The sequence below is a fragment of the Streptomyces sp. HUAS MS02 genome (genome assembly GCF_055702265.1).
The window spans coordinates 1,398,439-1,421,009 of the sequence record NZ_CM146747.1 but is presented as its reverse complement, the minus strand read 5'-3'; the positions used below and the strand labels follow the sequence as shown (position 1 = coordinate 1,421,009).

20 protein-coding genes are annotated in these 22,571 nt (G+C 71.1%); 8 read left to right on the top strand and 12 right to left on the bottom strand.

What is annotated here, in order from left to right; genetic code table 11:
- Nucleotides 1-100: 100 nt before the first annotated feature.
- Both ACZ9QC_RS06160 and ACZ9QC_RS06155 read right to left on the bottom strand, forming a co-directional pair.
- Nucleotides 101-1,381 carry an ABC transporter substrate-binding protein gene (locus tag ACZ9QC_RS06160; RefSeq protein WP_472919187.1) on the bottom strand — a complete coding sequence of 427 codons (1,281 nt, stop codon included), beginning with the start codon at nt 1,379-1,381 and terminating at the stop codon, nt 101-103.
- Between the two features lie 33 nt (nt 1,382-1,414).
- Nucleotides 1,415-2,455 carry a carbohydrate kinase family protein gene (locus ACZ9QC_RS06155; RefSeq protein ID WP_472919186.1) on the bottom strand — a complete coding sequence of 347 codons (1,041 nt, stop codon included), beginning with the start codon at nt 2,453-2,455 and terminating at the stop codon, nt 1,415-1,417.
- Between the two features lie 150 nt (nt 2,456-2,605).
- Between ACZ9QC_RS06155 and ACZ9QC_RS06150 the strand changes: the two genes are divergently transcribed.
- From ACZ9QC_RS06150 to ACZ9QC_RS06140, 3 genes are all read left to right on the top strand, one after another.
- Nucleotides 2,606-3,355: a DeoR/GlpR family DNA-binding transcription regulator gene (locus ACZ9QC_RS06150; protein WP_472919185.1), complete on the top strand. Its 750-nt coding sequence runs from the start codon at nt 2,606-2,608 to the stop codon at nt 3,353-3,355.
- A 316-nt stretch (nt 3,356-3,671) separates the two neighbouring features.
- Nucleotides 3,672-5,012 (top strand): 6-phospho-beta-glucosidase, encoded by a 1,341-nt coding sequence (locus ACZ9QC_RS06145; protein WP_472919184.1) that lies wholly within the window; start codon nt 3,672-3,674, stop codon nt 5,010-5,012.
- A gap of 120 nt (nt 5,013-5,132) precedes the next feature.
- Nucleotides 5,133-8,180: an alpha-mannosidase gene (locus ACZ9QC_RS06140; protein WP_472919183.1), complete on the top strand. Its 3,048-nt coding sequence runs from the start codon at nt 5,133-5,135 to the stop codon at nt 8,178-8,180.
- A gap of 163 nt (nt 8,181-8,343) precedes the next feature.
- Here the strand turns inward: ACZ9QC_RS06140 and ACZ9QC_RS06135 are convergent, their stop codons facing one another.
- Nucleotides 8,344-9,525 carry an ATP-grasp domain-containing protein gene (locus ACZ9QC_RS06135; RefSeq protein WP_472919182.1) on the bottom strand — a complete coding sequence of 394 codons (1,182 nt, stop codon included), beginning with the start codon at nt 9,523-9,525 and terminating at the stop codon, nt 8,344-8,346.
- A gap of 314 nt (nt 9,526-9,839) precedes the next feature.
- On the opposite strand from ACZ9QC_RS06135, the gene ACZ9QC_RS06130 reads away from it, so the two are divergent.
- From ACZ9QC_RS06130 to ACZ9QC_RS06120, 3 genes are read left to right on the top strand one after another with little or no spacing between them, the layout of a single operon-like run.
- Complete coding sequence (locus ACZ9QC_RS06130; protein WP_472919181.1) at nt 9,840-10,778, top strand: metallophosphoesterase family protein; 939 nt, start codon at nt 9,840-9,842, stop codon at nt 10,776-10,778.
- Nucleotides 10,723-11,430 carry a 4'-phosphopantetheinyl transferase family protein gene (locus ACZ9QC_RS06125; protein ID WP_472919180.1) on the top strand — a complete coding sequence of 236 codons (708 nt, stop codon included), beginning with the start codon at nt 10,723-10,725 and terminating at the stop codon, nt 11,428-11,430. Before ACZ9QC_RS06130 ends, ACZ9QC_RS06125 begins: the two co-directional genes overlap by 56 nt.
- A complete protein-coding gene (locus tag ACZ9QC_RS06120; protein WP_472919179.1) occupies nt 11,427-12,410 on the top strand; it encodes a polyprenyl synthetase family protein in 984 nt (327 codons plus the stop codon). The genes ACZ9QC_RS06125 and ACZ9QC_RS06120 overlap by 4 nt, the downstream gene beginning before the upstream one ends.
- 53 nt (nt 12,411-12,463) lie before the next feature.
- Here ACZ9QC_RS06120 and ACZ9QC_RS06115 read toward each other — a convergent pair whose 3' ends face one another.
- Nucleotides 12,464-12,691 (bottom strand): hypothetical protein, encoded by a 228-nt coding sequence (locus tag ACZ9QC_RS06115; protein WP_230213763.1) that lies wholly within the window; start codon nt 12,689-12,691, stop codon nt 12,464-12,466.
- A gap of 253 nt (nt 12,692-12,944) precedes the next feature.
- On the opposite strand from ACZ9QC_RS06115, the gene ACZ9QC_RS06110 reads away from it, so the two are divergent.
- Complete coding sequence (locus ACZ9QC_RS06110) at nt 12,945-14,180, top strand: IS701 family transposase (protein WP_472915873.1); 1,236 nt, start codon at nt 12,945-12,947, stop codon at nt 14,178-14,180.
- Nucleotides 14,181-14,309: 129 nt separating this feature from the next.
- Here the strand turns inward: ACZ9QC_RS06110 and ACZ9QC_RS06105 are convergent, their stop codons facing one another.
- From ACZ9QC_RS06105 to ACZ9QC_RS06090, 4 genes are read right to left on the bottom strand one after another with little or no spacing between them, the layout of a single operon-like run.
- Nucleotides 14,310-15,734, bottom strand: coding sequence for an FAD-dependent monooxygenase (locus tag ACZ9QC_RS06105; protein WP_472919178.1), 1,425 nt, complete (start codon nt 15,732-15,734; stop codon nt 14,310-14,312).
- Nucleotides 15,718-16,926 (bottom strand): MAB_1171c family putative transporter, encoded by a 1,209-nt coding sequence (locus tag ACZ9QC_RS06100; RefSeq protein WP_472919177.1) that lies wholly within the window; start codon nt 16,924-16,926, stop codon nt 15,718-15,720. Before ACZ9QC_RS06100 ends, ACZ9QC_RS06105 begins: the two co-directional genes overlap by 17 nt.
- Before the next feature lie 45 nt (nt 16,927-16,971).
- A complete protein-coding gene (locus tag ACZ9QC_RS06095) occupies nt 16,972-17,502 on the bottom strand; it encodes a toxin-antitoxin system, toxin component (RefSeq protein WP_472919176.1) in 531 nt (176 codons plus the stop codon).
- Nucleotides 17,503-17,533: 31 nt separating this feature from the next.
- On the bottom strand, nt 17,534-18,190 hold the full coding sequence (locus tag ACZ9QC_RS06090) for a helix-turn-helix domain-containing protein (RefSeq protein ID WP_045556747.1): 657 nt from the start codon (nt 18,188-18,190) through the stop codon (nt 17,534-17,536).
- 274 nt (nt 18,191-18,464) lie between these two features.
- Between ACZ9QC_RS06090 and ACZ9QC_RS06085 the strand changes: the two genes are divergently transcribed.
- Nucleotides 18,465-19,148 carry an MmyB family transcriptional regulator gene (locus tag ACZ9QC_RS06085; RefSeq protein WP_472919175.1) on the top strand — a complete coding sequence of 228 codons (684 nt, stop codon included), beginning with the start codon at nt 18,465-18,467 and terminating at the stop codon, nt 19,146-19,148.
- Nucleotides 19,149-19,200: 52 nt separating this feature from the next.
- On the opposite strand, the gene ACZ9QC_RS06080 is transcribed toward ACZ9QC_RS06085, so the two are convergent.
- From ACZ9QC_RS06080 to ACZ9QC_RS06065, 4 genes are read right to left on the bottom strand one after another with little or no spacing between them, the layout of a single operon-like run.
- On the bottom strand, nt 19,201-19,995 hold the full coding sequence (locus tag ACZ9QC_RS06080; RefSeq protein WP_472919174.1) for an ABC transporter ATP-binding protein: 795 nt from the start codon (nt 19,993-19,995) through the stop codon (nt 19,201-19,203).
- Between the two features lie 26 nt (nt 19,996-20,021).
- Entirely contained in the window at nt 20,022-20,798 is a 777-nt protein-coding gene (locus tag ACZ9QC_RS06075) for an ABC transporter permease (protein ID WP_472919173.1), read from the bottom strand.
- A complete protein-coding gene (locus ACZ9QC_RS06070; protein ID WP_472919172.1) occupies nt 20,795-21,568 on the bottom strand; it encodes an ABC transporter permease in 774 nt (257 codons plus the stop codon). The genes ACZ9QC_RS06075 and ACZ9QC_RS06070 overlap by 4 nt, the downstream gene beginning before the upstream one ends.
- A complete protein-coding gene (locus tag ACZ9QC_RS06065) occupies nt 21,565-22,533 on the bottom strand; it encodes an ABC transporter substrate-binding protein (RefSeq protein ID WP_472919171.1) in 969 nt (322 codons plus the stop codon). The genes ACZ9QC_RS06070 and ACZ9QC_RS06065 overlap by 4 nt, the downstream gene beginning before the upstream one ends.
- Between the last annotated feature and the right edge of the window lie 38 nt (nt 22,534-22,571).

The window sequence follows — 22,571 nt, the reverse complement described above, 5'->3', positions numbered from 1 at the left end:
GCCCGCGGGCGGGGTGCGCCGCGGGCGGAAGCGGGCCGGGCCCGGCCCGCCACGGTGCTCGGGCACCGTGGCGGGACCGGTCACCGGAGGTGACGACACCTCAGTTCACCCCCTGTCGCCTGGCGATCTGCTTGGCCTGGGAGACCGCGTCCTTCCAGGCGTCGTCGGGCTTCTTGCCCTTGGCCTCGATGCTGGTCAGCTCGGCCATGAAGGGAGCCATGACCGCGGAGTCGGCGGGCGCCTCGTAGCTGACGGGGATGGCCTCGGCGGCCGGGCCGAAGACCTCGATGATCTTCTGGCCGCCGAAGAAGGCGTCGGGGCCGGTCATCGCCGGCATCGCGTACGTCTCCGGGGAGGCGGGGAAGATGGTGGCGTCCGCGAAGCTCTTGGCGTTGTTCTCCGGGCTGAGGATCCAGCTGATGATCTTGAAAGCCTCTTCGGGGTTCCGGCACTGCTTGGGCAGGGTGAGATAGGAGCCGCCCTGGTTCGCCGGTCCGCCCGGGGTCGCCGTGACCCGCCACTTGCCCTTGGTCCCGGGGGCCGCCGACTGGATGTCCAGCGCGTGCCACGCGGCGCCGACCTCGGTGGTCAGGCTCTTGCCGACGGCCGAGTTCCAGCTCTGGTCGTTGATCTTGGCGTCGAGGCCGAGCGTGTAGGCGCGTATCGCGTGGTCCCACGCGGCGCGGATGTGGTCCTGGTCGCCGATGAAGTGGTTGTCCTGGTCGATGAACCGCTTGGTGCCCTGGCCGACCGCGATGCTGAAGACCGAGCCCATGTTGTTGATGAGGAAGGTGCCGGGCAGCGCCTTCTTCAGCTCGGTGCCGAGCGCGAAGTAGTCGTCCCAGGTCTTGGCCTCGGCGGCGACCTTCGCCGGGTCGCTGGGCAGCCCCGCCTTCTCGAACTGGTCGGCGCGGTAGAAGAGCGCGGTGGGGCCGATGTCGATCGGGAAACCGATCTGCTTGCCGTCCTCGGTCTGGGCGAGCTTGGTCTTCCACTCCAGGTACTGGGAGGAGATCTTCTTGAAGCCCAGGTCGTTCAGGTCGAGGAAGCGGTCGGCGTTCGGCAGGAAGGAGGCGATGTCCTCGCCCTTGATGCCGGTGATGTCCGGGACGGAGGACCCGCCCGCCGCGAGCGTGGTGGTGAGCTTCTGCTTGAAGTCGCCGCCGATGGAGGAACTGGTCAGCTTGATCTGGCTCTTGAAGTGTGTCTTGGCCTCGGCGACCACCTTGTCGCTGAGGGCGCCGCCCCAGTACCACAGGGTGAGGTTCTTGCCGTTCTTGGTGCCGCCGGAGTCCGAGCCGCCGCCACAGGCGACGGTCAGTCCGGAGGCCGCCGCGGTGAACACGGCAGCCTGGAGGAAGCCTCTACGAGAAAGGTCCACGGGTCACTCCTGTTTGTTCCTGTTCGTGGTACTTCAGGGCTTTGGTGCGTGGGGTCTTTGGGGCCGCGCGGGCGGGGTCACCGGGGCGAAGTGCACCGGTGGGCCGACGTCGGCCGGGATGCGGTCCGCGAGGAAGCCGTAGGCCTTCTTCAGGCCGGGGTCGGTCAGTGAGCGCCACCAGCGGGCGACGCCGTACCAGCCGGGCGCGGCGAGGCCTCCGCCGTGGTGGCCGACGGAGAGTCCGGCGGACAGGACGGCGAACCGCAGTCGTTCCGCCAGGGGCCAGCCGGCGAGGGAGGCGGCGACGAAGCTCGCGCCGAAGACGTCGCCGGCGCCCGTCGCGTCGAGCACGTCGACGTCCAGGGCCGGGACCTCCACGTACTCGCCGGTCGTCTGGTCCACCGCGACCGCGCCGTCCCCGCCGCGGGTGACCACGGCCACCGGGACCAGTTCGCTCAGGGTGCCGAGCGCGGCGGCCGCGCTGTCGGTGCGGGTGTAGGCCATCGCCTCGGTCTCGTTGGGGAGGAAGGCGTGGCACAGGGCGAGTTGGTCGAGCAGGTCGCGCGACCACCGCTGGGTGGGGTCCCAGCCGACGTCCGCGTAGATGAGCGTGCCGTTCGCGGCGGCCTTGGCGAGCCACTCGCGCGGCTCGGCCTCGATGTGCACGAGCGCGGTGCGCGACTCGGGCGGATCGCCCATCAGGACGTCCTGCGAGTACGGCGGTTCCTGGCCGTGGGTGACCAGGGCGCGGTCGTGGCCGTGGGCGAGGGAGACGGTGACGGGGGTGTGCCAGCCGTCGGCGGTGCGCGAGAGGGAGAGGTCGACGCCCTCCTGTCCGGCGAGGACCTCGCGGCAGTACGCGCCGTAGTAGTCGTCGCCGAAGACCGTGGCCAGCGAGGTCCGCAGGCCGAAACGGGCGGTGGCCACCGCCAGGTTGGCGATGCCGCCGGGACCGCAGCCCATGCCGTCGGTCCAGATCTCCTCGCCGGGGGTGGGCGGCTTTCCCAGCCCCGTGAGCACGAGGTCGTAGAAGAGCAGCCCGGTCAGCAGCACATCGGGCCGGTCGTCGTCCACGCGTGCACCCTCTCGTCGAGACTTTTGAGGATCACTCTTCAAAAGTCTTCAATTTCGGTGCACAGATCGTGCGCGCCTCCGAGAGGTTTGGCAAGAGTCGAGCAGAAGTGAGCATGGATTTGATTGGGAATGACGAGTACTGTTCAGCGCGTGCTGGCAGAGAGACGACACCAACTCATCCTGCGGGCCCTGCGATCTGGCGGGCCGGCGGCGGTCACCGACCTGTCCGAACAGCTCGGTGTGAGCCCCGCCACCATCCGGCGTGACCTCGTCCGGCTGGAGGAGGAGGGGCTGCTCACCCGGGTGCACGGCGGCGCGGTCGTGGACGAGGGCGACCAGCCCTTCGCCGAGGTCGCCGAGGTGCGGGTGGCCGAGAAGGACGCGATAGCGGCGAAGGCCGCGTCGATGGTCCACGACGGCCAGTCCGTGCTCCTGGACATCGGGACCACCGCCTACCGCCTGGCCCGGCAACTGCACGGCCGCCGCCTCACCGTGATCACCAGCAACCTGGTGGTCTACGAGGAGCTGGCCGACGACGAGGGCATCGAACTGGTGCTGCTCGGCGGCATGGTCCGCCGCGAGTACCGTTCCCTCGTCGGTTTCCTCACCGAGGACAACCTCCGTCAACTCCACGCCGACTGGCTCTTCCTCGGTACGAGTGGAGTTCGCCCCGGCGGACAGGTGATGGACACGACCGTCGTCGAGGTCCCCGTCAAACGCGCGATGATCAGGGCGAGCGACAGGGTCGTCCTGCTCGCCGACTCCGCGAAGTTCCCCGGGACGGGCATGGCGAAGGTCTGCGGCCCCAGGGAACTCGACGTCGTCGTCACCAACGGGCCGGTGGAGCAGACCACCCGCGCGTCGTTGGAGGAGGCGGGCGTCGAGGTGGTCACACCGTGACCGCCCTCCGGCGCGGCGCGGCTGACACGTGTCGGACGCCGCCCGCACACGGTGGCGGAACGGCCCGGACGAACAGTCCGGACCGGGCCGGCAGGAGGGGGCGCGTGGTCGGGTACGGGTGGGAGGAGCGTCTCGCGCGGTTCCCCCCGCCCCTGAGGGAGACGGCCCCCGCGGGCCGAAGAAGCAGTGGCGCGGCTCCGCTTCCTCAGGGGCGCGAGGGGCCGCGCGGGACACCCCCACCGATCCCGCGCACGGGGGTCGAGGGGACAGGCCGGACGGCCCGCACGAACGCACGATCGGCAAAGGTGGTAATTGCGTGAAGCTGACGATTCTGGGCGGCGGAGGATTCCGGGTGCCCCTCGTGTACGGGGCGCTCCTCGGGGACCGCGCCGAGGGCCGGGTCACCCGTGTCGTCCTGCACGACCTGGACGCCGAGCGGCTCTCCGCCGTCACCCGCGTCCTCGCCGAGCAGGCCGCGGACCTCCCCGACGCCCCCGAGGTGAGCGCCACCACCGACCTCGACGAGGCCCTGCGCGGCGCCGACTTCATCTTCTCCGCGATCCGGGTCGGCGGCCTGGAGGGCCGCGCGAACGACGAGCGCGTGGCCCTGGCCGAAGGAGTCCTCGGCCAGGAGACCGTCGGCGCGGGCGGCATCGCCTACGGCCTGCGCACCGTCCCGGTCGCCGTGGACATCGCCCGGCGCGTGGCCCGGCTCGCCCCGGACGCCTGGGTCATCAACTTCACCAACCCGGCGGGCCTGGTCACCGAGGCCATGTCCCGCCACCTCGGCGACCGCGTCATCGGCATCTGCGACTCACCCGTCGGCCTCGGCCGCCGGATCGCCCGCGTCCTCGGGGTGACGAACCCCAAGGAGGCCTGGATCGACTACGTCGGCCTCAACCACCTCGGCTGGGTCCGGGGCCTGCACGTCGCCGGCCGCGACGAGCTGCCCCGCCTCCTCGCCGACCGCGACCTGCTCGGCTCCTTCGAGGAGGGCAAGCTCTTCGGCGTCGACTGGCTCCAGTCCCTCGGCGCGATCCCCAACGAGTACCTGCACTACTACTACTTCAACCGTGAGGCCGTCCGCGCCTACCAGGCCGTCGAGAAGACCCGCGGCGCCTTCCTCAAGGAACAACAGGCCCATTTCTACGAGGAGATGCGCCGCCCCGACGCCCACGCCCTCAAGGCCTGGGACCGCACCCGCGCCGAGCGCGAGGCCACGTACATGTCGGAGAACAGGGAGACGGCCGGCGCCGGCGAACGCGACGCCGACGACCTCTCCGGCGGCTACGAGAAGGTCGCCCTCGCCCTGATGCGGGCCATCGCCCGCGACGAGCGCACCACCCTCATCCTCAACGTGCGCAACAAGGGCACCCTCACCACCCTCGACACCGAGGCCGTCATCGAGGTGCCCTGCCTGGTCGACGCCAACGGCGCCCACCCCGTCTCCGTCGCCCCCCTGCCCGACCACGCCACCGGTCTGGTCTGCGCGGTGAAGGCGGTCGAGCGCGAGGTCCTGGCCGCGGCCGAGGCGGCTTCCCGCGCGACGGCGGTGAAGGCCTTCGCCCTGCACCCCCTGGTGGACTCGGTCAACGTCGCCCGCCGTCTGGTCGAGGGCTACACGGCCGTGCACCCTGGCCTCGGGTACCTGAAGTAGGCTCCCGCTCGGAAAGCGCTTTCCCGGCCCGCCTGCTCCCGCATCAGCACCACCCGCACCAGCTCCCGCACCACCCGCACCTGCACCGCCCGCTCCCGCACCACCCTCTCTGGAGACCTCATGCATGACGAACGCCGCCGGATCGAGGAACGCGTAGAGCGCGTCCACACCCAACGCATCAAGCCCGCCCTCTACGCGGCTTCCGTCCCCTTCGAGGTCGAGGCCTGGCAGGCGCCGGGCGAGCCCGTGCCCTTCGAGGAGGCCGCCGCCGCCTCGTACGCCCCGTTCGCGATGGACACCCCCTGGGGCCCGCCGTGGGGCACCACCTGGTTCCGGATGCGCGGGCAGGTCCCCGCCGCGTGGGCGGGCCGGCGCGTCGAGGCCGTCATCGACCTCGGCTTCGTCGGCGACTGGCCCGGCAACCAGGCCGAGGCCCTGGTCCACCTCGTCGACGGCACCCCGCTGAAGGCGGTCAACCCGCTCAACCAGTACGTGCCGATCGGCAACCCCGTACGCGGCGGCGAGAGCATCGACTACCTGGTCGAGGCGGCCTCCAACCCCGACATCCTGGCCGACAACTTCTCGAAGATCACCCCGCTCGGCGACATCCTCACCGCCGGCGACAAGCCGCTCTACACCTTCCGGCGCGCCGACATCGCCGTCCTCGACGAGGAGGTCTTCCACCTCGACCTGGACCTCCAGGTGCTGCGCGAGCTGATGGTCCACCTCGGCGAGCACGAGCCCCGCCGCCACGAGATCCTGCACGCCCTGGACCGGGCCATGGACGCCGTCGACCTCGACGACGTCTCCGGCAGCGCCACGGCCGTCCGCGAGATCCTCGCCCCGGTCCTCGCCAAGCCCGCCCACGCCAGCGCCCACACCATCTCCGGCGTCGGCCACGCCCACATCGACTCGGCCTGGCTCTGGCCCATCCGCGAGACCAAGCGCAAGACGTCCCGCACCTTCTCCAACGTCACCGCGCTGGCCGACGAGTACGAGGACTTCATCTTCGCCTGCTCGCAGGCCGTGCAGTACGAGTGGGTGCGCGACAACTACCCGCAGGTGTGGGAGCGGATCAAGAAGGCCGTCGACAAGGGCCAGTGGGTACCGGTCGGCGGCATGTGGGTCGAGTCCGACGGCAACCTGCCCGGCGGCGAGGCCATCGCCCGCCAGCTGGTCCACGGCAAGCGGTTCTTCATCGAGCACTTCGGCATCGAGACCAAGGGCGTCTGGCTCCCTGACTCCTTCGGCTACAACGCCTCCTACCCACAGCTCGCCAAGCTCGCCGGCAACGAGTGGTTCCTCACCCAGAAGATCTCCTGGAACCAGACCAACCGCTTCCCCCACCACACGTTCTGGTGGGAGGGCATCGACGGCACCCGCATCTTCACCCACTTCCCGCCGGTCGACACCTACAACGCCCGCTTCAGCGGCGAGGAGATGGACCGCGCGGTCCGCAACTACCAGGAGAAGGGCGCCGGTACGCGCTCGCTGGCCCCGTTCGGCTGGGGCGACGGCGGTGGCGGCCCCACCCGCGAGATCATGGAACGCGCCCGCCGGCTGGCGGACCTCGAAGGTTCCCCGAAGGTCGTCGTCGAACACCCCGACGAGTTCTTCGCCAAGGCCCGCGCCGAGTACGAGGACGCCCCCGTCTGGAACGGCGAGCTCTACCTGGAGCTGCACCGCGCCACCTACACCTCCCAGGCCCGCACCAAGCAGGGCAACCGCCGCAGCGAGCACAAGCTGCGCGAGGCGGAACTGTGGGCGACGACGGCCGCGCTCCACGCACCGCGGTACAGCTACCCCCACGAGAAGCTCGACCGCCTCTGGAAGACGGTCCTCCTCCACCAGTTCCACGACATCCTGCCGGGCTCGTCCATCGCCTGGGTGCACCGCGAGGCGGAGGCGGAGTACGCGCGGGTCGCCAAGGAACTGGAGGAGCTGACGACGGAAGCGGTCACCGCGCTCGGCGCCGGTGACGCGCGCGTCTTCAACACCAGCCCGCGTGACCGGGCCGAGGTGATCCGCACATCCGCGGGCGCACCGGCGTACGTCACCGTCCCCGCGAACGGCAGCGCACCCCTCACCCCCGCCGAGCCCCCGCACCCCGTCACCGTCTCCGGCCGCGTCCTCGACAACGGCCTGGTCCGGGTCGAGATCGCCGAGGACGGCACCCTCGCCTCCGTCCGCGACCTGGTCGCCGACCGCGAGGTCCTCGGCGACAAGGGCAACCTGCTCCGCCTGCACACCGACCTCCCCAACTACTGGGATGCCTGGGACGTCGACAAGCACTACAAGAACCGCTACACGGACCTGCTGGACCCCGAGTCGATCACCGTGGTCGAGGAGGACCCCCTCCTCGGCGCGATCCGCGTGGAACGGACCTTCGGCAAGGGCTCCCGCCTCACCCAGACGATCACCCTGCGCGCCGGCAGCCCCCGGATCGACTTCGAGACGGACATCGACTGGCACGAGGCCGAGAAGTTCCTCAAGGCCGGCTTCCCGATCGACGTCCGCGCCGCCCACTCCTCCGCCGAGATCCAGTTCGGCCACATCCAGCGCCCCACCCACACCAACACCAGCTGGGAGGCGGCCCGCTTCGAGGTCTCCGGCCACCGCTGGGTGCACGTCGGCGAACCCGGCTACGGCGTCGCGGTCATCAACGACTCGACCTACGGCCACGACGTCTCCCGCACGGTCCGCGAGGACGGCGGTACGACCACCACGGTCCGCCTCAGCCTGGTCCGCGCCCCGCGCATCCCGGACCCCGAGGCCGACCAGGGCAAGCACCGCTTCACGTACTCCCTCCTCCCCGGTGCGAGCATCGAGGACGCGGTCGCCGAGGGCTACGCCCTCAACCTGCCCCTGCGCGTCGCGGACGCGGCGGGCGCACCCGAACCGGTGGTGTCCGTGGACGGCGAGGGCGTCACCGTCGAGGCGGTCAAGCTCGCCGACGACGCCTCGGGAGACGTCGTGGTCCGGATCTACGAGTCGAGCGGCGGCCGGGCCCGGGGCGTCCTGCGCACCGGATTCCCACTCGCCGGAGCCCAGATCACCGACCTGCTGGAACGCCCCCTGTCCGAGGCGGCCACGGACGGCGACGGCGTCCCGGTGACGCTGCGCCCGTTCGAGGTGCAGACACTGAGGCTGACGGTGGGCAAGCGCTGACCCGCCGGTGGGGTTCCTAACGCAGTTCCCCGCGCCCCTATTTAGGGGCGCGGGGAACTGCGCGAACGGGGTCCGGGGCGGAGCCCCGAATCTGTGACGCGGGGGTCGAAGGGGCGCGCAGCCCCTGGGATGGGACGGGTAGGGGCGGCGGGGGCGAGAGAACTCAGACGGCGAGCGGCCGATCGGCAACCGTCGGCTTGCACGCCACCGGCGGCGCCACAGCCACAGGCCGCGCATCCACCGCAACCGCCACCTCCGCCACAGCCACCTCGGCCACAGCCACGTCGGCAACCCCCACCTCGGCCACCTGATGCGGCAACGACACCGGCCGCACCGGCCGAGGCCCGGACACCACCGTGTAGTCCTGCCCCAGCCGAGTCGGCAGCACATCCCCCGTCTCCTCGCCGAGCGCCAACCGCACGGCCGCCCACGGCGCGTTGATCCCGCACAGCGCGAGCTGATGCAGCCCGCCCGCCGGCCGCGTGTTCACGTCCATCAGGACCGGCTCGTCGCCGTACATCCGGAACTGGATGTTCGTCAGGTGGTGCAGCCCGAACCGCTCCGCGATCCGCCGCGCCGGCTCGATCCACGCCGGGTGGAGCGTGAAGCCGCGCCGCCGGCCGTTCTTGGTGCGGCCCACGGCCATCCGGACCCGGCCGTCGGGGCCGGTGAGGCAGTCGACGGACACCTCCGGCTGCTCCAGCCGCGGCATCACCATCCAGTCGACGGGCTCCTCGGCCGCCCGCACCGCCTCCACGACCATGTCGAGCTGGACGTACGGGCTGGGGAAACCGCTGAGGTGATCGAGCGAGAAGGGGGTGCGTGTGACGACACGGAAGCCCACGCCGCCCGCCCCGGACGCCGGCTTGAAGCACGCCTTGTGTCCGTCGGCCTCCAACTCCTCGACGGCGGCGACGAGTTCGTCGGCGTTCGTCACCCGGTACCACGGCGGCACCGGAATCCCGTGCTCACGGACCGCCTCGTACGCGGTCACCTTGTCCTCGAACACCTCGATGGCCTCGGCGGTCGGCGCCAGCAGGGCCGTACCGATGGCGGCGAACTCCTCGCGGTGCGCGGCGAGGGCCGCCTGGTGCAGCCGGGGCACGAAGACGTCGATGCCGCGCTTGGCGCACTGGTCCAGCGCGTACTCCACGTACGCGGCGGGGGAGAGGCCCTCGGGCTCCAGGTCGGCGGTGTCGGCGGCGGCCAGTACGGGGGAGTCGGCGTCGCCGTGCGTGGCATGGATGTCCACCGGACGAGCGTGCGGATTATGCCGCAGCTGATCCATGAAGAAGACATTCTCCGCGTACGTGCGGTTGAGCCAGACGCGTACGCGAGAGACCATGCAGGCCGCCTTTCCAAGGTTCGCGGGCAGGGCGAAGCAGGCCGTGCCCGGCCAGGGGGGATGGAGGTACGCCGAACCGCCGTACGCGAAGTAGGGGCGTGGCGGTGGTGTAGGACGGATCATACGGCCACTGGGGCCCATGTTTCTGTCACGCGCGTGTTAATCCTCGCGCGGCGGTGTATTGGGACAGGTCGGCGGGGTCCACGGGCGCGCCGACGGCGCCCGCGCGCGAGTCGGCGGTGTTGCCCACCCCGGTGGGCCGCGGCTCGGCAGGTCGGTCTTGTCCAGGGGCGCGCACCTGTGTTCTCGTGTTGATGTTCGGCGTTCGGAGAGGAGCACGGGTGGAGTCGAGGGTCGGCCGTCACGGAAATCTGCTGGCCGTCAGTGATCTGCACATCGGCTATCCCGAGAACCGCGCCCTGGTCGAGCGGATGCGCCCCGAGAGCGACGACGACTGGCTGCTCGTCGCCGGTGACGTCTCCGAGTCCGTCGCCGACATCCGCTGGGCGCTGACGACCCTCGCCGGCCGCTTCGCCAAGGTCGTCTGGGTGCCGGGCAACCACGAACTGTGGACCCACCCCAGCGAGACCGTTCCGTACCGCGGCGTCGAACGGTACGACCATCTCGTCGCCCTCTGCCGGGAACTGGGCGTCGTCACCCCCGAGGACCCGTACCCCCTGTGGGAGGGCCCGGGCGGCCCTGTGGTGATCGCGCCGCTGTTCCTCCTGTACGACTACTCGTTCCTGCCCGAGGGCTGCGCCACCAAGGCGGAGGGCCTGGAGTACGCGCACGGCACCGGAGTGGTCTGCGCCGACGAGCACGTGCTGCACCCCGACCCGTACCCGAGCCGGGACGACTGGTGCCGCGCCCGCGTCGCCGAGACCGAACGCAGGCTCGCCGAACTGCCGCCCGACCTGCCGAAGGTGCTGGTCAACCACTACCCCCTGGACCGGCACCCGACGGACGTCCTGTGGTACCCCGAGTTCGCCATGTGGTGCGGCACCGAGCTGACCGCCGACTGGCACCGGCGGTTCAACGTCGAGGTCATGGTCTACGGCCATCTGCACATTCCGCGGACCACCTGGCTGGACGGGGTCCGCTTCGAAGAGGTGTCCGTGGGATACCCCCGCGAGTGGCGACCGCGCCCGGAACCCCCGGGCAGGCTCCGCCGCATTCTGCCGTTGGAGGTCGGAGCCGGTGATCGAGGAACTGCTCCCGGGAGCGGTCGTGGTCGTGGAGGCGCACGCCCATGAGGAGGCCGCCGCCGTCGAGGGGGTCGAGCTGTACCCCGAGGAGGAGGCGGTCGTCGCCCGGGCGGTACCGAAGCGGCGCCGCGAGTTCACCCTCGTCCGGGCCTGCGCCCGGCGGGCCATGGAGAAGCTCGGGGTCGCCCCGCGGGCGATCGTGCCCGGCGAGCGCGGCGCCCCCGGCTGGCCGGACGGTCTGACCGGCAGTATGACCCACTGCGAGGGGTACGCGGCCGCCGCCCTGGTCCGCGCCGCCGACCTCGCCTCTCTCGGCATCGACGCCGAACCCCACGACGCCCTGCCCGAGGGCGTCCTGACGGCGATCGCCCTGCCCGCGGAGGAGACCCGGCTGCGCCGGCTGACCGCCGACGACCCCTCGGTCCACTGGGACCGGCTGCTCTTCAGCGCCAAGGAGTCCGTCTACAAGGCGTGGTTCCCGCTCACCCGGAAATGGCTGGACTTCTCGGAGGCCGACATCGAGGTGAGCGTGGGCCCCGACGGCCGCTCCGGCCGCTTCCGCGCCGAACTCCTCGTACCGGGACCGGTGGTGGCCGGTTGTCGACTCGACGTCCTCGACGGTCGCTGGACCGTCCGGCGGGGGCTGGTGGCGACCGCGGTCTCGGTTCCCTTTCCCTCCAAGGCCGAGGACGCCGGATGACCACCCTCTCCTATGTGGAGCTGCACAGACAGGTCGCGCCGGAGATCGACGCGGAGATCGCCACCGCCCTGGAGGGCCTCGGGCCGTCGTCCGGGGCGGTCCGACGATCCATATCCGGGCTGCTCGGCCACCAGCGGATGAAATACCCCCTGTCCGTGCTCCCCCTGCTCGTGCACGCCTGCGAGACCGGGGCACCGGGACCGGCCGTTCCCCTGTCGGCCGTGCACGTCCTGTGGTGGACCTCCGCCTGCTACCTCGACGACCTGGCCGACGGGCACGGCGCGCACACCCCCGCCGGACTCGGTACGGACGAGGCGCTGCTGGCGTCCGTCCTCAGCGGACAGGCGCTGCCCATCAGGATCGTCCAGGCCCAGCCGGTGCCGGACGCGGTGCGGGGCGCCCTCACCCGGGAGATCGTCGACTGCTGGATCGGCGCCGTGGAGGGCCAACTGCGCGACCTGCGCGGCGACCTGGCGACCGCCTCGCGCGAGGCGGTCGCGGCCGCCTACCGCGGGAAGTCCGGCGCACCCTTCGGGATGATCACGGCGATGGCCGCGATCCTCTCCGGCACCAGGACCCAACGCATCGAGATGTGGCGGGAGTTCGGTGAGGTCTTCGGAATCCTCTGGCAGCTCTTCAACGACCAGGAGGACCTGCTCTCCGGCCGCGACGAGGACCTGCTGAACGGCACGGTCACCTATCTCCTCGCCTGCGCCCTGGAGGAGGCGCCCCCGGGCTCCCGGGAGCGGGTCGCGGAGCTGGGGCGCGCCGCGCGCGGCTCCGCCCCGGCCCGCGCGCGGTTGCGCGCACTGCTGCTCGCCCCCGCCGCGCTCCGGCGGCTCGAGAAGGACCTCGCCGCGTTCCGCGACGACGCGCACCGGGTTCTCGACGAACTGGGCGGCGACGAGAGCCATGTGGCGGCCCTGCGGCAACTGGTGGACCAGGCCGCCGGGATGTACCTGACCGAGGACCGGCCCTAGTCCGGGACCGACGCCGGCCCGCCGGAGGACTCCCGGCGGAGCGTCGTACACCCTCACACCTGCGGGCACCAGCTCCGCAGCAGTTCGAAGAACTCCTCCTCGTTGCCCGAGAGCCCCGCCGCCGCCAGCGCCTGCTCCGCCTCGGCGAGCGCGGCGGGCGGAACCACGGGTGGTCGGCGGGAGTCCGGCGGCCCGTCGAACGCTGCTCGTACGGTCCCCAGCAGCCGAAGATAGGCCTGTACCGCGGCGCGCTCGCGGTCGGTCAGTACGGCGGTCGGCATCGAACGGCTCTCCCCTGGTCGGATCGGCGAAACTCCGTGCCCGCCCCGGCACAGGGGCGGCACACTCCCAGCTTGCCGTCCACCACTGACAATCCCGCTCTCCCGCGCGCGGAAGTCGCCCTGGGGCCTGTCGTTCGGATCACGCCTGGGCCGTCAGGCGCCGTCACCCGAAGCCGGCGTGATCCGAACGACAGACCCTAGTAGTGCTTCGTTACGTTGGGTGATCTCGGCTGTTCGTGGGCAGCTTCCTCGGGTGAGGTTGGGGGAGGTGGAACGGCTCCGGGGTGAGTTGGCGGAGTTCGTTGCCGATGTGTTCGGGTCGTTGTCGCGGCGTGATCAGCGGCGGTGGGGCGAGTGTTATCTGCGGGGTCTGATGCTGGACGGTCGGCGCAAGTCGGTCCAGCCGATGGCCGAGCGTCTGCCGGACGGGAACATGCAGGCCCTGCAGCAGTTCGTGAGCCAGTCACCGTGGGATCCGCTGCCGGTTAGGCGGCGGATCGCCGAGCGGCTGTCCCAAGTTGTCGGGCCCGAGGTGTGGGTGATCGACGATGTGTCGTTCCCCAAGTGCGGCACGGCGTCGGTCGGGGTGGCCCGCCAGTACTGCGGAGCGGTCGGCAAACGGGCGAACTGCCAGGTCGCGGTCAGTGTCCATGCCGCCACCGACACCGCCTCGTGCCCGTTGGAATGGCAGTTGTATCTGCCGCGTGAGTGGACGGACGAGCCGGACCGATGCCGCAGGGCAGGCGTCCCCGACGGCGTGGTGCACCGGGAGAAGTGGCGTCTGGCGCTCGGCCTGCTGGACACACTCGCCACCTGGCAGTTGAAGGCGCCGGTCGTGGTCGCCGACGCCGGCTACGGCGTCAGCACCCCCTTCCGGCTCGGTCTGGAGGAGCGCGGGCTGGCCTATGTCCTGGCCCTGACCGGGAAGGAAGTCGCCCATGCGGAGGATGCCGAGCCTGGCCGGCCTGCCTATGGCGGGCTCGGACCGCCCACCCTTCCCCGCTACCGCACCCCACCGCGAGCCGTTTGTGTCCTCGCAGCACAGGCGGGGGCAGAGCGGTTCACCGAGGTGACCTGGAGGCAGGGCAGCAAGGGCGCGATGACCTCACGGTTCGCGGTGCTGAGGGTGCGGCCCGCGGGCAAGCAGTCCCTGGCCGCAGCCCAGGAGGCGGGCGGCGGCCGCAACCGGTGGGACGGCGTCCTGCCTGTCCAGACACTCCTTGTCGAGTGGCCGGACGGCCAGGACACTCCCACGGACTACTGGATATCGAACCTGCCTGCCACCACACCGGCCGCTGACCTGGTGCGATGGGCCAAGATGCGCTGGCGGATCGAGCACGACTACCGCGAGCTCAAGCACGGCCTGGGGCTGGACCACTTCGAGGGCCGCACCTGGCGCGGCTGGCACCACCACGTCACCCTCGTCACCGCCGCCCAGGCCTTCCTCACCCTGCGGCGGCTCGACCCAAAAGTCCGCACACCGGCCTAACCCTCTACCAGGTCCTCGACGTCCTTCAGGACCTGCTGAGGTGCTGGACCGGTACCTGCACCACCTGCGGCCGCCCCCTACCCAGCCCTCGGAGACGCCGCAGACAGCCCACAACCTAACGAAGCACTACTAGGAGCCCGCTCCCAGCGCCGTTCTTCGCTCATCCTCCGTCAGGGGCGGTTCCGTCAAAGGGGATTTGACCGGGCCGCGCAGCACCGCGAGGACGACCTCCGGCCGGACCAGGGCACCGATCGGCGCGGTGAGGGTGATCACGCCGAGGTACGCCCGGAAGACCAGGGGCCGGCCGAGCGCGGTCCGCATCAGCCGCTCCGCGTAGCGTCCGAAGAGCTTCTGCGCCGCGTTCGGCTGTTTGCCGATGGCCTCCGGGTAACGGATGTCCGTGCTGGTGGCCAGCTCCCAGGCCAGGCTCACCGGCTTCGCCACCGCCTTCTGCACCCGGCGCGCCAGCCCCGGCGCCGTGAGACCGAGTGCGGCGACCCGTTCCCGCAGCACGAGAGCGCTCTGCGCGGCGACGGACATGCCGTGGCCGTAGATCGGGTTGTACGTGGCGACCGAGTCGCCGATCGCGACGAAACCGTCGGGCCAGCCGGACACCTTCTCGAAGAAGCGGCGCCGGTTGATCGTGCTGCGGGTGACCACGACGTCCGTCAGGGGCTCGGCGCGGGAGATCAGCTCGCCCACGACGGGATGCCGGACGTCGTCCCGGGCGAACGGCTCGAACTCCTCGGATCGCGCGGTCGGTTGACCGCCTCGGGTGCCCGACAGCGTCACCAGCCACCGCCCGCCCTCGATGGGCACGAGCGTCGCGCTCCGCCCCGGCACCGGCTGCGACCCGTCCGGCTGCACATTGACCACCGGGTACTCCTCGGTGCCCGCCGGTGCCCGGAAGATCCGGCTCGCGTACACGAGACCGGAGTCGACCTCCTCCATCGGCGCGGGCGCGACCCCGAGCGCGTCGAGCCAGGCCGTGCCCCGCGAACCGCGCCCGGCGGCGTCCACCACCAGGTCGGCCGTGAGCACCCGTTCCTCGCCGTCGACGGAGAGCCGGATGCCCGTCACCCGGGAGGCGTCGCCCGCCAGGCCCAGGATCTCGGTGCGCTCCAGCACGGTGACGCGGGGGTCGGCGACGAGCCGGGCGCGGACGACCGACTCCAGCAGATCGCGGCTGCACGCGATCATGAACTCCATCTCCGGCCAGCGGCGCACCCAGCCCTGCGGTGACAGGGACACCAGCCCGGTCGGCAGCGGGATGCGCCGGGCACCCGCGGCCAGCCAGGCGTCGGTGACGCCCGGCAGCAGCTCCTCCATCGCCCGGGCCCCGCCCGACCAGAGCAGATGGGCGTGCCGGGCCTGGGGAACGCCCTTACGGGGCTCCGGACCCTCGGGCAGTGCGTCGCGTTCGACGACGGTGACCTCGGCGTGGTCGCGCAGCGCGGCGGCGGCCAGCAGACCGGCCAGGCCCGCGCCGACGACGACGGCACGCCGGGGAGTCGTGACCGCGCCGTCGCGCGGGCCGCTAAGAGGTTCGCTCATGGAAGTCGCTTCCTGACCTGGTCGCGGCGGCCCATTCGCGGGCGGCCGCTACGACGGGTGACTGACGCAGGGCGATGGACATCCGCACGAGGTCACGGGGGTTCTCGGCCGGCGGGGCCGGGGCGTCGGCCGGGGCCGAGCTGATGACCCGGCCCTCCGGATCGTCCGCCATCGCCCGCACCGCCGCCGTCACCATCGCCGCGTCGGCCTCGGCCCGCGCCTGGACGGGCTCCGAACCCGACGCGACGGCCGCGTCGTACGCCTTGGCCCGCACCTCGGCGTCGAAGTACGGGTACAGGCTGAGCATGCCGTCGTGGATGTCGGACTCGCGCTGTGTCATCTGGAGCCGGGCCGGCGCCCACCAGGAGATCCGCACCTCATGGCTCGCCTGGGCCCAGACGGGGCGCAACTCCCGCCACAGCGGGCCGAGCCGGCGGTACATGGACCAGATGGTCCAGGAGTCCCCGATGCGTTCCCCGGCCAGTGGCAGACAGAAGCCGACCGCGCAGACCTGCGCGCCGACGGACGACAGCACGGGCGCCACGTACGTGCTCAGATAGTCCAGGTCGCCGCCCTGCCAGCGGGCCACCACGGCGATCAGCTTGACCGCCGCGAACGGGACGTTGAGCAGGAAACCGAACGCGATGATCAGCAGCCCCGCGCGCAGCCAGCCGCGCACCTGGAGCGCCCAGCGCCAGCACATCACGTTCATCGCGAGCCCCGCGACCATGAACCCGGTCAGGTACAGCACGATCATCTCGCGCAGGAACGGGGCGCCCGCGTAGTACGTGTCGAAGTCCCGCACCCGCTCCACGGGGGCCTCGCCGAGCACGAACAGCACCACGATCGCCACGCACACCGCGCCGTACCCGGCGATCCAGCGGCGCGAGAGGCGACGGGTCGTCTCCGGCGGGCCGCCCCGCCAGTTGGTGATCAGCACCAGGCAGGAGCCGCTGAACGCGCTCAGCAGCAGATAGACGACGGCGGCCGAGACGTTCGTGACGCCCGTGACGCGGTTCAGCTCGATGATCGTCGGCGGCGCGGCGAAGCAGAAGACCAGGGCGGCCAGGGTCATCAGCGCGCACACGGACCTGATCAGGGGATCACCCCAGTTGCGCAGCAGCGCGGGCGTCTTGAGGGCGAGGGCGATCGCCATCGCGACGGCCGGAACGTAGTAGCTGGACCCGTCCATGTCTTCAGAATTCTCGGCGTCTCGGCGTCTCGGTGTCCGCGCCGCTCAGCCCTGCGGCCCGCGGTAGCCGAGCGAGGCCCCGATGCGTCCGGCCAGGTGGTCCCGGCGCACCGGCCCACGCAGCGCCGAACCGGCCAGCCACATACGGCACTTGCTGGCCAGCAGCAGTCCGAAGCTCTCGGCGTCCTGCTCGTCGGACAGGTCGAACCGGGTCCGGGCGGCGACCCTCAGCACGGTCTCCTGCAGGTCGGCGTCCTGGCTCAATAAGCGCGTGGCGACGGTGGAGCCGTCCACGTGCTGCCCGCAGTGCCCGGCCTGCATGTGCCACAGCTCATGACCGAGGATCACCAGCTGGTGGTCGGGCGCGGTGCGTTCCTCGATGACGACCAGATCCTGCTCGGCCATGTCCAGCCACAGCCCACTGGCCGTACCGGGCGGGAAGACGGCGGTGCGGTAGTGGACGGGGCGGCCGCGGCGGCGGCTCATGGCGTCGCACAGGGCGCTGTAGAGGTCGGCGGGGTCCGCCGGTGCCGGCAGGGTGAGTTCGCCGACCAACTCGCCGCACAGACGGCGCATTTCCCTTCCGATGCCCACAGATCTCCCCCGGTCAGGACTCGGGCCGCTTGACGCTCTCCAGCAGCATGTCCAACCACTCCGCGACCTTGTCGCGGTGCTGGTCGGTGGGCAGCTGCGCCGCCCGCCAGGCGATGGAACGCACACCGTGGTTCTGGAGCAGCCGCTGCAACGGGTCGTCCGCGGCCTCGGCCGCCGCGCGCTCGCGGTCGGCGAGTTGCTGGAGGAGCTCCTGTTCGGTCCGCATCAGGGCACTCGCCAGCGCCTCGGGATCCTCGGCGGTCAGGAAGCCGGCGTGGACCCTGAAGAAGCGCTGGATGGCGTCGCAGTGCTCCATCGTGGGACGCCGGTCCCCGTTGATCAGGGCACCCGCCTGCTGGCGCGACATACCCGCGCCGTCGGCGATCTCCTGCTGCGTGTACTTGCGGCCGTTGGGCTTGAGCCGGGTGCGTCGCAGCAGGTCGAGGCGTTGCAGAAAGCGGGCCTGGACGTCCGGCTCACCGGCTCGCCGACCGCTCAGCAGGGCCTTCACGACCGCCTCCGGCACACCCGAGGCCACCGAGAGCCGCCGGGTGTCGAACACCTCCGCGTGCCCCACGCGCAACTTGTCCGCCAGCGCGGTGACACGGGCCACGACGGCCGGCAGCAGAACCGTCGCCGCGGCGTCCGGAACCTCGAAGCCATCCGTCACCGACAGATCTCCTACGTCTCTCTCCGGCCAATTTCGCGGTACTGCGGAATCCGTGGATCCAAGCCTGGCGCGAGACCCTGGTCCCGGCAAGTACACCGTGAACTGCGGGGAGACTAGCGGTTCGGTCGAACTCACATCCAGGCCTCGCCACAACTGTGGCGAGATTCAGCCGTCAACCGGCGTCGAATGCCACGATAGTTGACACGCCTCCGCCCGGGGCAGCAGGATCAAGGCGCCGCGTGAAGGCCGCATAGGCAAGAGGGGTGACCTCCCGATGGCATATCAGGCAGGAGGGCAGCGGTCGGTACCGCGGCCCGTCCCCGACACTCTCGAAGCCCAGGAAGCGCAGGCCTATCTCCAGGACTACGCCGTACTGCTGGATTCCGTCCTGTTCCCGTCCGTCGTCCTCGACCACCGCTGGGACGTCGTCCTGAGCAACGCCGCGTTCCGCGCGCTCTTCACCGGCGTGGGCCCCCACCCGACGGCCCTGCCGGACGACAACTTCCTTCGCTTCGTGCTCTTCCACCCGGACGCCGCCACCGTTCTCGGTGACCACGAGTCCAGTTGGTGCCTGCCGATGCTCGCCCACTTCGCCGCCGCCGTGGAGCGCCACCCCCAGGACCGGGGCCTGCAGTCCATCCGCCGGGACATCGCCCAGGACCCCATCATGGACGCCGCCTACCGCCACGGCCTGCCGCACTGGCTGCGCACCGTCGGCCCCGGCGCCGTCCGGCACGACGGCGCCGTCCGGCCCCTGGTCCACCCCGACCCGCGCTGGGGCGCGACCCACTGTCGGGTCGTCGGCGAGAGCCCCGACACCCTTCGGGACCTCGGCTACCACCGGATGACCCTCGTCCTGCACGAGGTGGGCCGTCCGACCGACCACGCCCGCAGGGCCCGTCGGCCGCGCCGCCCCGCATCGACCCACCTGAGCGTGGTGCCCACCTCCGAGAGGTGAGCCGCGCCCCCTCCGGCGCCGCCGGCGTTCAGGTCGCCGACGGCGCCGGAGGTCAGTCCTTCTCCAGCGCGGTCCCCCGTTTGGCCACCTGGATCTGCTCGTACACATGGGTGCGCAGTTCCGCGAAGCGCGGGGCCACGCGGGTGTGCAACTGGTCGCGCTCAGCGGGCAGATCGATTTTCAGCTGCTCCTGGACGACCGTGGGGGAGGCGGACAGGATCAGGACACGTTCGCCCAGGTAGACGGCCTCGTCGATGTCGTGGGTGACGAAGAGGATCGTGATCCCCCGCTCCCGCCACAGACCCCGTACGAGATCCTCCAGGTCGGCGCGGGTCTGGGCGTCGACCGCCGCGAACGGCTCGTCCATCAGCAGGACGTCCGGCTCGTACGCCAGCGCGCGGGCGATGGCGACCCGCTGCTGCATCCCGCCGGACAACTGCCACGGATACGCCCCGGCGGCGTCGGACAGACCGACCGAGGCGAGCGCGTCGTCGACCAGCACCCGCCGTCGCTCCCGGCTCAACCTCTTCTGCTTGAGCGGGAGTTCGACGTTGTCGCGGACCCGCATCCAGGGGAAGAGGCTGCGCCCGTACTCCTGGAAGACGACTGCCATGCCCGGCGGCGGGCCCTCCACCGGCCGTCCCGCCAGGTGGACTTCACCCGCCGTCGGCCTCATCAGCCCCGCCACGCACTTCAGCAGGGTCGTCTTGCCGCAGCCCGACGGGCCCACCAGACAGACCAGTTCGCCGGGGTCGACGGTGAAGGTGAGGTCCCGCACCGCCTCCACCCGGCGCCCGGAACCCTCGTAGACCTTCTTCAGGCCCGCCACGTCAAGCAAGGCGTGCATCGCCCGCCGCTCCTTCTCGAGTTTCACTACGACCGCCGGGAGGATGCGCGCAGACCGTGGTACCAGCCGAGCACGCGCCGCTCGACCAGCCGGAAGACGACGGACAGCAGGAACCCCAGCAGACCGAGGACCAGAATGCCGGTCCACATGTCGGGGATGGCGAAACCGCGCTGGAACTGGACGATGGTGTAGCCCAGTCCGTTGCTGGCCGCGGTCATCTCGCTGATGACCATGAGGATGATGCCGATGGACAGTGCCTGGCGCAGCCCCGCGAAGATCTGCGGGCTCGCCGAGGGCAGCACGACGTTCCGCAGCCGCGCCGCGCCCGTGATGCCGTACGACCTCGCCGTCTCGGACATCACGGAGTCCACCGCGCGGACGCCCTCGACCGTGTTGAGCAGGATCGGCCAGACACAGCCGCTCGCGATCACGGCGATCTTCATCGTGTCGCCGATGCCCGCGAACAGCACGATGACCGGGACGAGAACCGGCGGCGGCACCGCCCGCAGGAACTCCAGGACCGGTTCGCAGACCGCCCGCACCCACCGGTGGCTGCCGATGACCGTGCCGAGCGCCACACCGACGACCGCCGCCAGGGCGTACCCGGCGGTCAGGCGCAGGAGGCTGGGCAGGACGTCGGCGCGCAGCCGCTCGGCCGTCCAGACGTCCGGGAACGTGGCGAGGATCGTGCGCAGTGGCGGCCAGAACACATCGGTGCTGCCCGCCGACGCGAACCACCAGACCGTGACCAGGACGAGGGGGAGGGCGAGGACGAACAGCGGCCGCAGCAGGAAACGGCTCACACCGCCACCTCCCCGCGCACCGACTGGTGCCAGGCCAGCGCCCGCCGCTCCACCGTCCGCGCCCCCACGTTGATGAGCAGCCCCAGCAGCCCGGTGACCACCACCAGGGCGTACATCTCCGGCACCGCCTGCGAGGTCTGCGCGACGGCGATGCGCTGCCCCAACCCCGGTGCGCCGATGACCAGTTCGGCGGTCACGGCCAGGATGAGCGCCACCGCCGCGGCCAGCCTGACGCCGGTCATGACGTACGGCAGGGCGGTGGGCCACAGCACATGGCGGATCCGCGCCCACGTACCGAGGCCGTAGGAGCGGGCGGTCTCCTCGGCGACCGGGTCGACGTCCTGGACGCCGTACAGGGTCTGGATGAGGACCTGCCAGAAGGACGCGTAGACCACCAGCAGCAGCACCGAACGCAGTTCACTGCCGTACAGCAGGACCGCCAGCGGGATCAGCGCGACCGAGGGGATCGGGCGCAGGAACTCGATCGTGGAGGAGGTCGCCTCGCGCAGATACGGCACGACGGCGATGACGATCCCCACCAGGATCCCGGCGGTGACGGCGATCAGCAGTCCGACCGCCCAGCCGGTGAGGGTGTCGCCGAGCGCCGTCCAGAACGCCTCGTCGGCGAACTCGGTGCCGAGGGCGCCGGCGACCCGGCTGACCGGCGGGAAATAGTCCTCCTTGATGATGCCGACCCGGGGGACCGCCTCCCACAGCGCGAGGAACCCCACGAGGCCGGCCGCGCCCAGTGCGGTGTTGCCCGTCCTCACGGCAGCAGCTTGTCCAGGTCCGGGGTCTTGTCGAACAGACCGTCCTGCACGCCCAGTTCGGCCAACCGCTCGATGGAGGCGCGGTCGGGTTCCGCGGGGAAGTGGGGCAGGGTCAGCTGGTCCAGCAGGTCGCTCGGGATCTTCGTGTACGTGGTGAGGATCTCGCGGACCTCGTCCGGGTGGCTGTCGGCGTACTCGAGGGACTCGACGGTCGCCTCCTGGAACTTCTTCACCAGCTCCGGGTTCTTCTGGGCGTACTGCTGGGAGGTGAAGTACATGGCCACGGTGAGGTTCGGGTCCACGTCGAAGAAGTTCGACGCGATGGACCGGCCGCCGGCCGCCTTGACGGTGGCCAGCGCGGGCTCCGGGGTGCAGGCCCCGTCGACCTGACCCTTGTCGAGCGCGGCGGGCATCTGGTCGAAGGGCATCTCGACGAACTCGACCTGCGACGGGTCGCCGCCCGCCTTGCGGATCGACTCCCTGATCGAGGTGTCGCAGATGTTGTTGAGCGTGTTGACCGCGACCTTCTTGCCCTCCAGTTGGTCGGGGGACTTGATGGGGCTGTCCTTCTTCACCGTGATGCCGCAGAAGTCGGCACCCTTCTCGGCAGTGGACGCCACACCGTTGGCCACGACCTTGACGGGCACGTTCTTGGACTGGGCGACCAGCAGTGACGTCGTGTTGCTGAACCCGAACTGGAACTGGCCGGAGACGACTCCCGGCACGATCGCGGCACCGCCCTGAGTGGGCGTCAGCTCCAGTTCGAGGCCGCGCTCGGCGTAGAAACCCTTCTTCTGGCCCAGGTAGACCGGAGCGACATCCAGGATGGGAATGATGCCGATCTCGAGGGTGGTGGTACCGCCGGACGTGTCGGCCCCGCTAGACCCCGGGGAGTCGGACGAACCGCAGCCCGTGGCGGCCAGAAACAGAGCGCCGGCCGCGAGGCCGATGGGCAGACGACGCATGGCTCCCCCTAATGGGACAGTTGCTCGGCAATGTGTGC

Bases quoted from the DNA above. Each gene is read 5' to 3' on its own strand.
- ACZ9QC_RS06140 (WP_472919183.1), top strand. From the start codon at position 5,133: ATGCATGACGAACGCCGCCGGATCGAGGAACGCGTAGAGCGCGTCCAC.
- ACZ9QC_RS06115 (WP_230213763.1), bottom strand. From the start codon at position 12,691: ATGCCGACCGCCGTACTGACCGACCGCGAGCGCGCCGCGGTACAGGCC.
- ACZ9QC_RS06120 (WP_472919179.1), top strand. From the start codon at position 11,427: ATGACCACCCTCTCCTATGTGGAGCTGCACAGACAGGTCGCGCCGGAG.
- ACZ9QC_RS06065 (WP_472919171.1), bottom strand. From the start codon at position 22,533: ATGCGTCGTCTGCCCATCGGCCTCGCGGCCGGCGCTCTGTTTCTGGCC.
- ACZ9QC_RS06135 (WP_472919182.1), bottom strand. From the start codon at position 9,525: ATGGTCTCTCGCGTACGCGTCTGGCTCAACCGCACGTACGCGGAGAAT.
- ACZ9QC_RS06095 (WP_472919176.1), bottom strand. From the start codon at position 17,502: ATGCGCCGTCTGTGCGGCGAGTTGGTCGGCGAACTCACCCTGCCGGCA.
- ACZ9QC_RS06100 (WP_472919177.1), bottom strand. From the start codon at position 16,926: ATGGACGGGTCCAGCTACTACGTTCCGGCCGTCGCGATGGCGATCGCC.
- ACZ9QC_RS06080 (WP_472919174.1), bottom strand. From the start codon at position 19,995: ATGCACGCCTTGCTTGACGTGGCGGGCCTGAAGAAGGTCTACGAGGGT.
- ACZ9QC_RS06105 (WP_472919178.1), bottom strand. From the start codon at position 15,734: ATGAGCGAACCTCTTAGCGGCCCGCGCGACGGCGCGGTCACGACTCCC.
- ACZ9QC_RS06130 (WP_472919181.1), top strand. From the start codon at position 9,840: ATGTTCGGCGTTCGGAGAGGAGCACGGGTGGAGTCGAGGGTCGGCCGT.
- ACZ9QC_RS06085 (WP_472919175.1), top strand. From the start codon at position 18,465: ATGGCATATCAGGCAGGAGGGCAGCGGTCGGTACCGCGGCCCGTCCCC.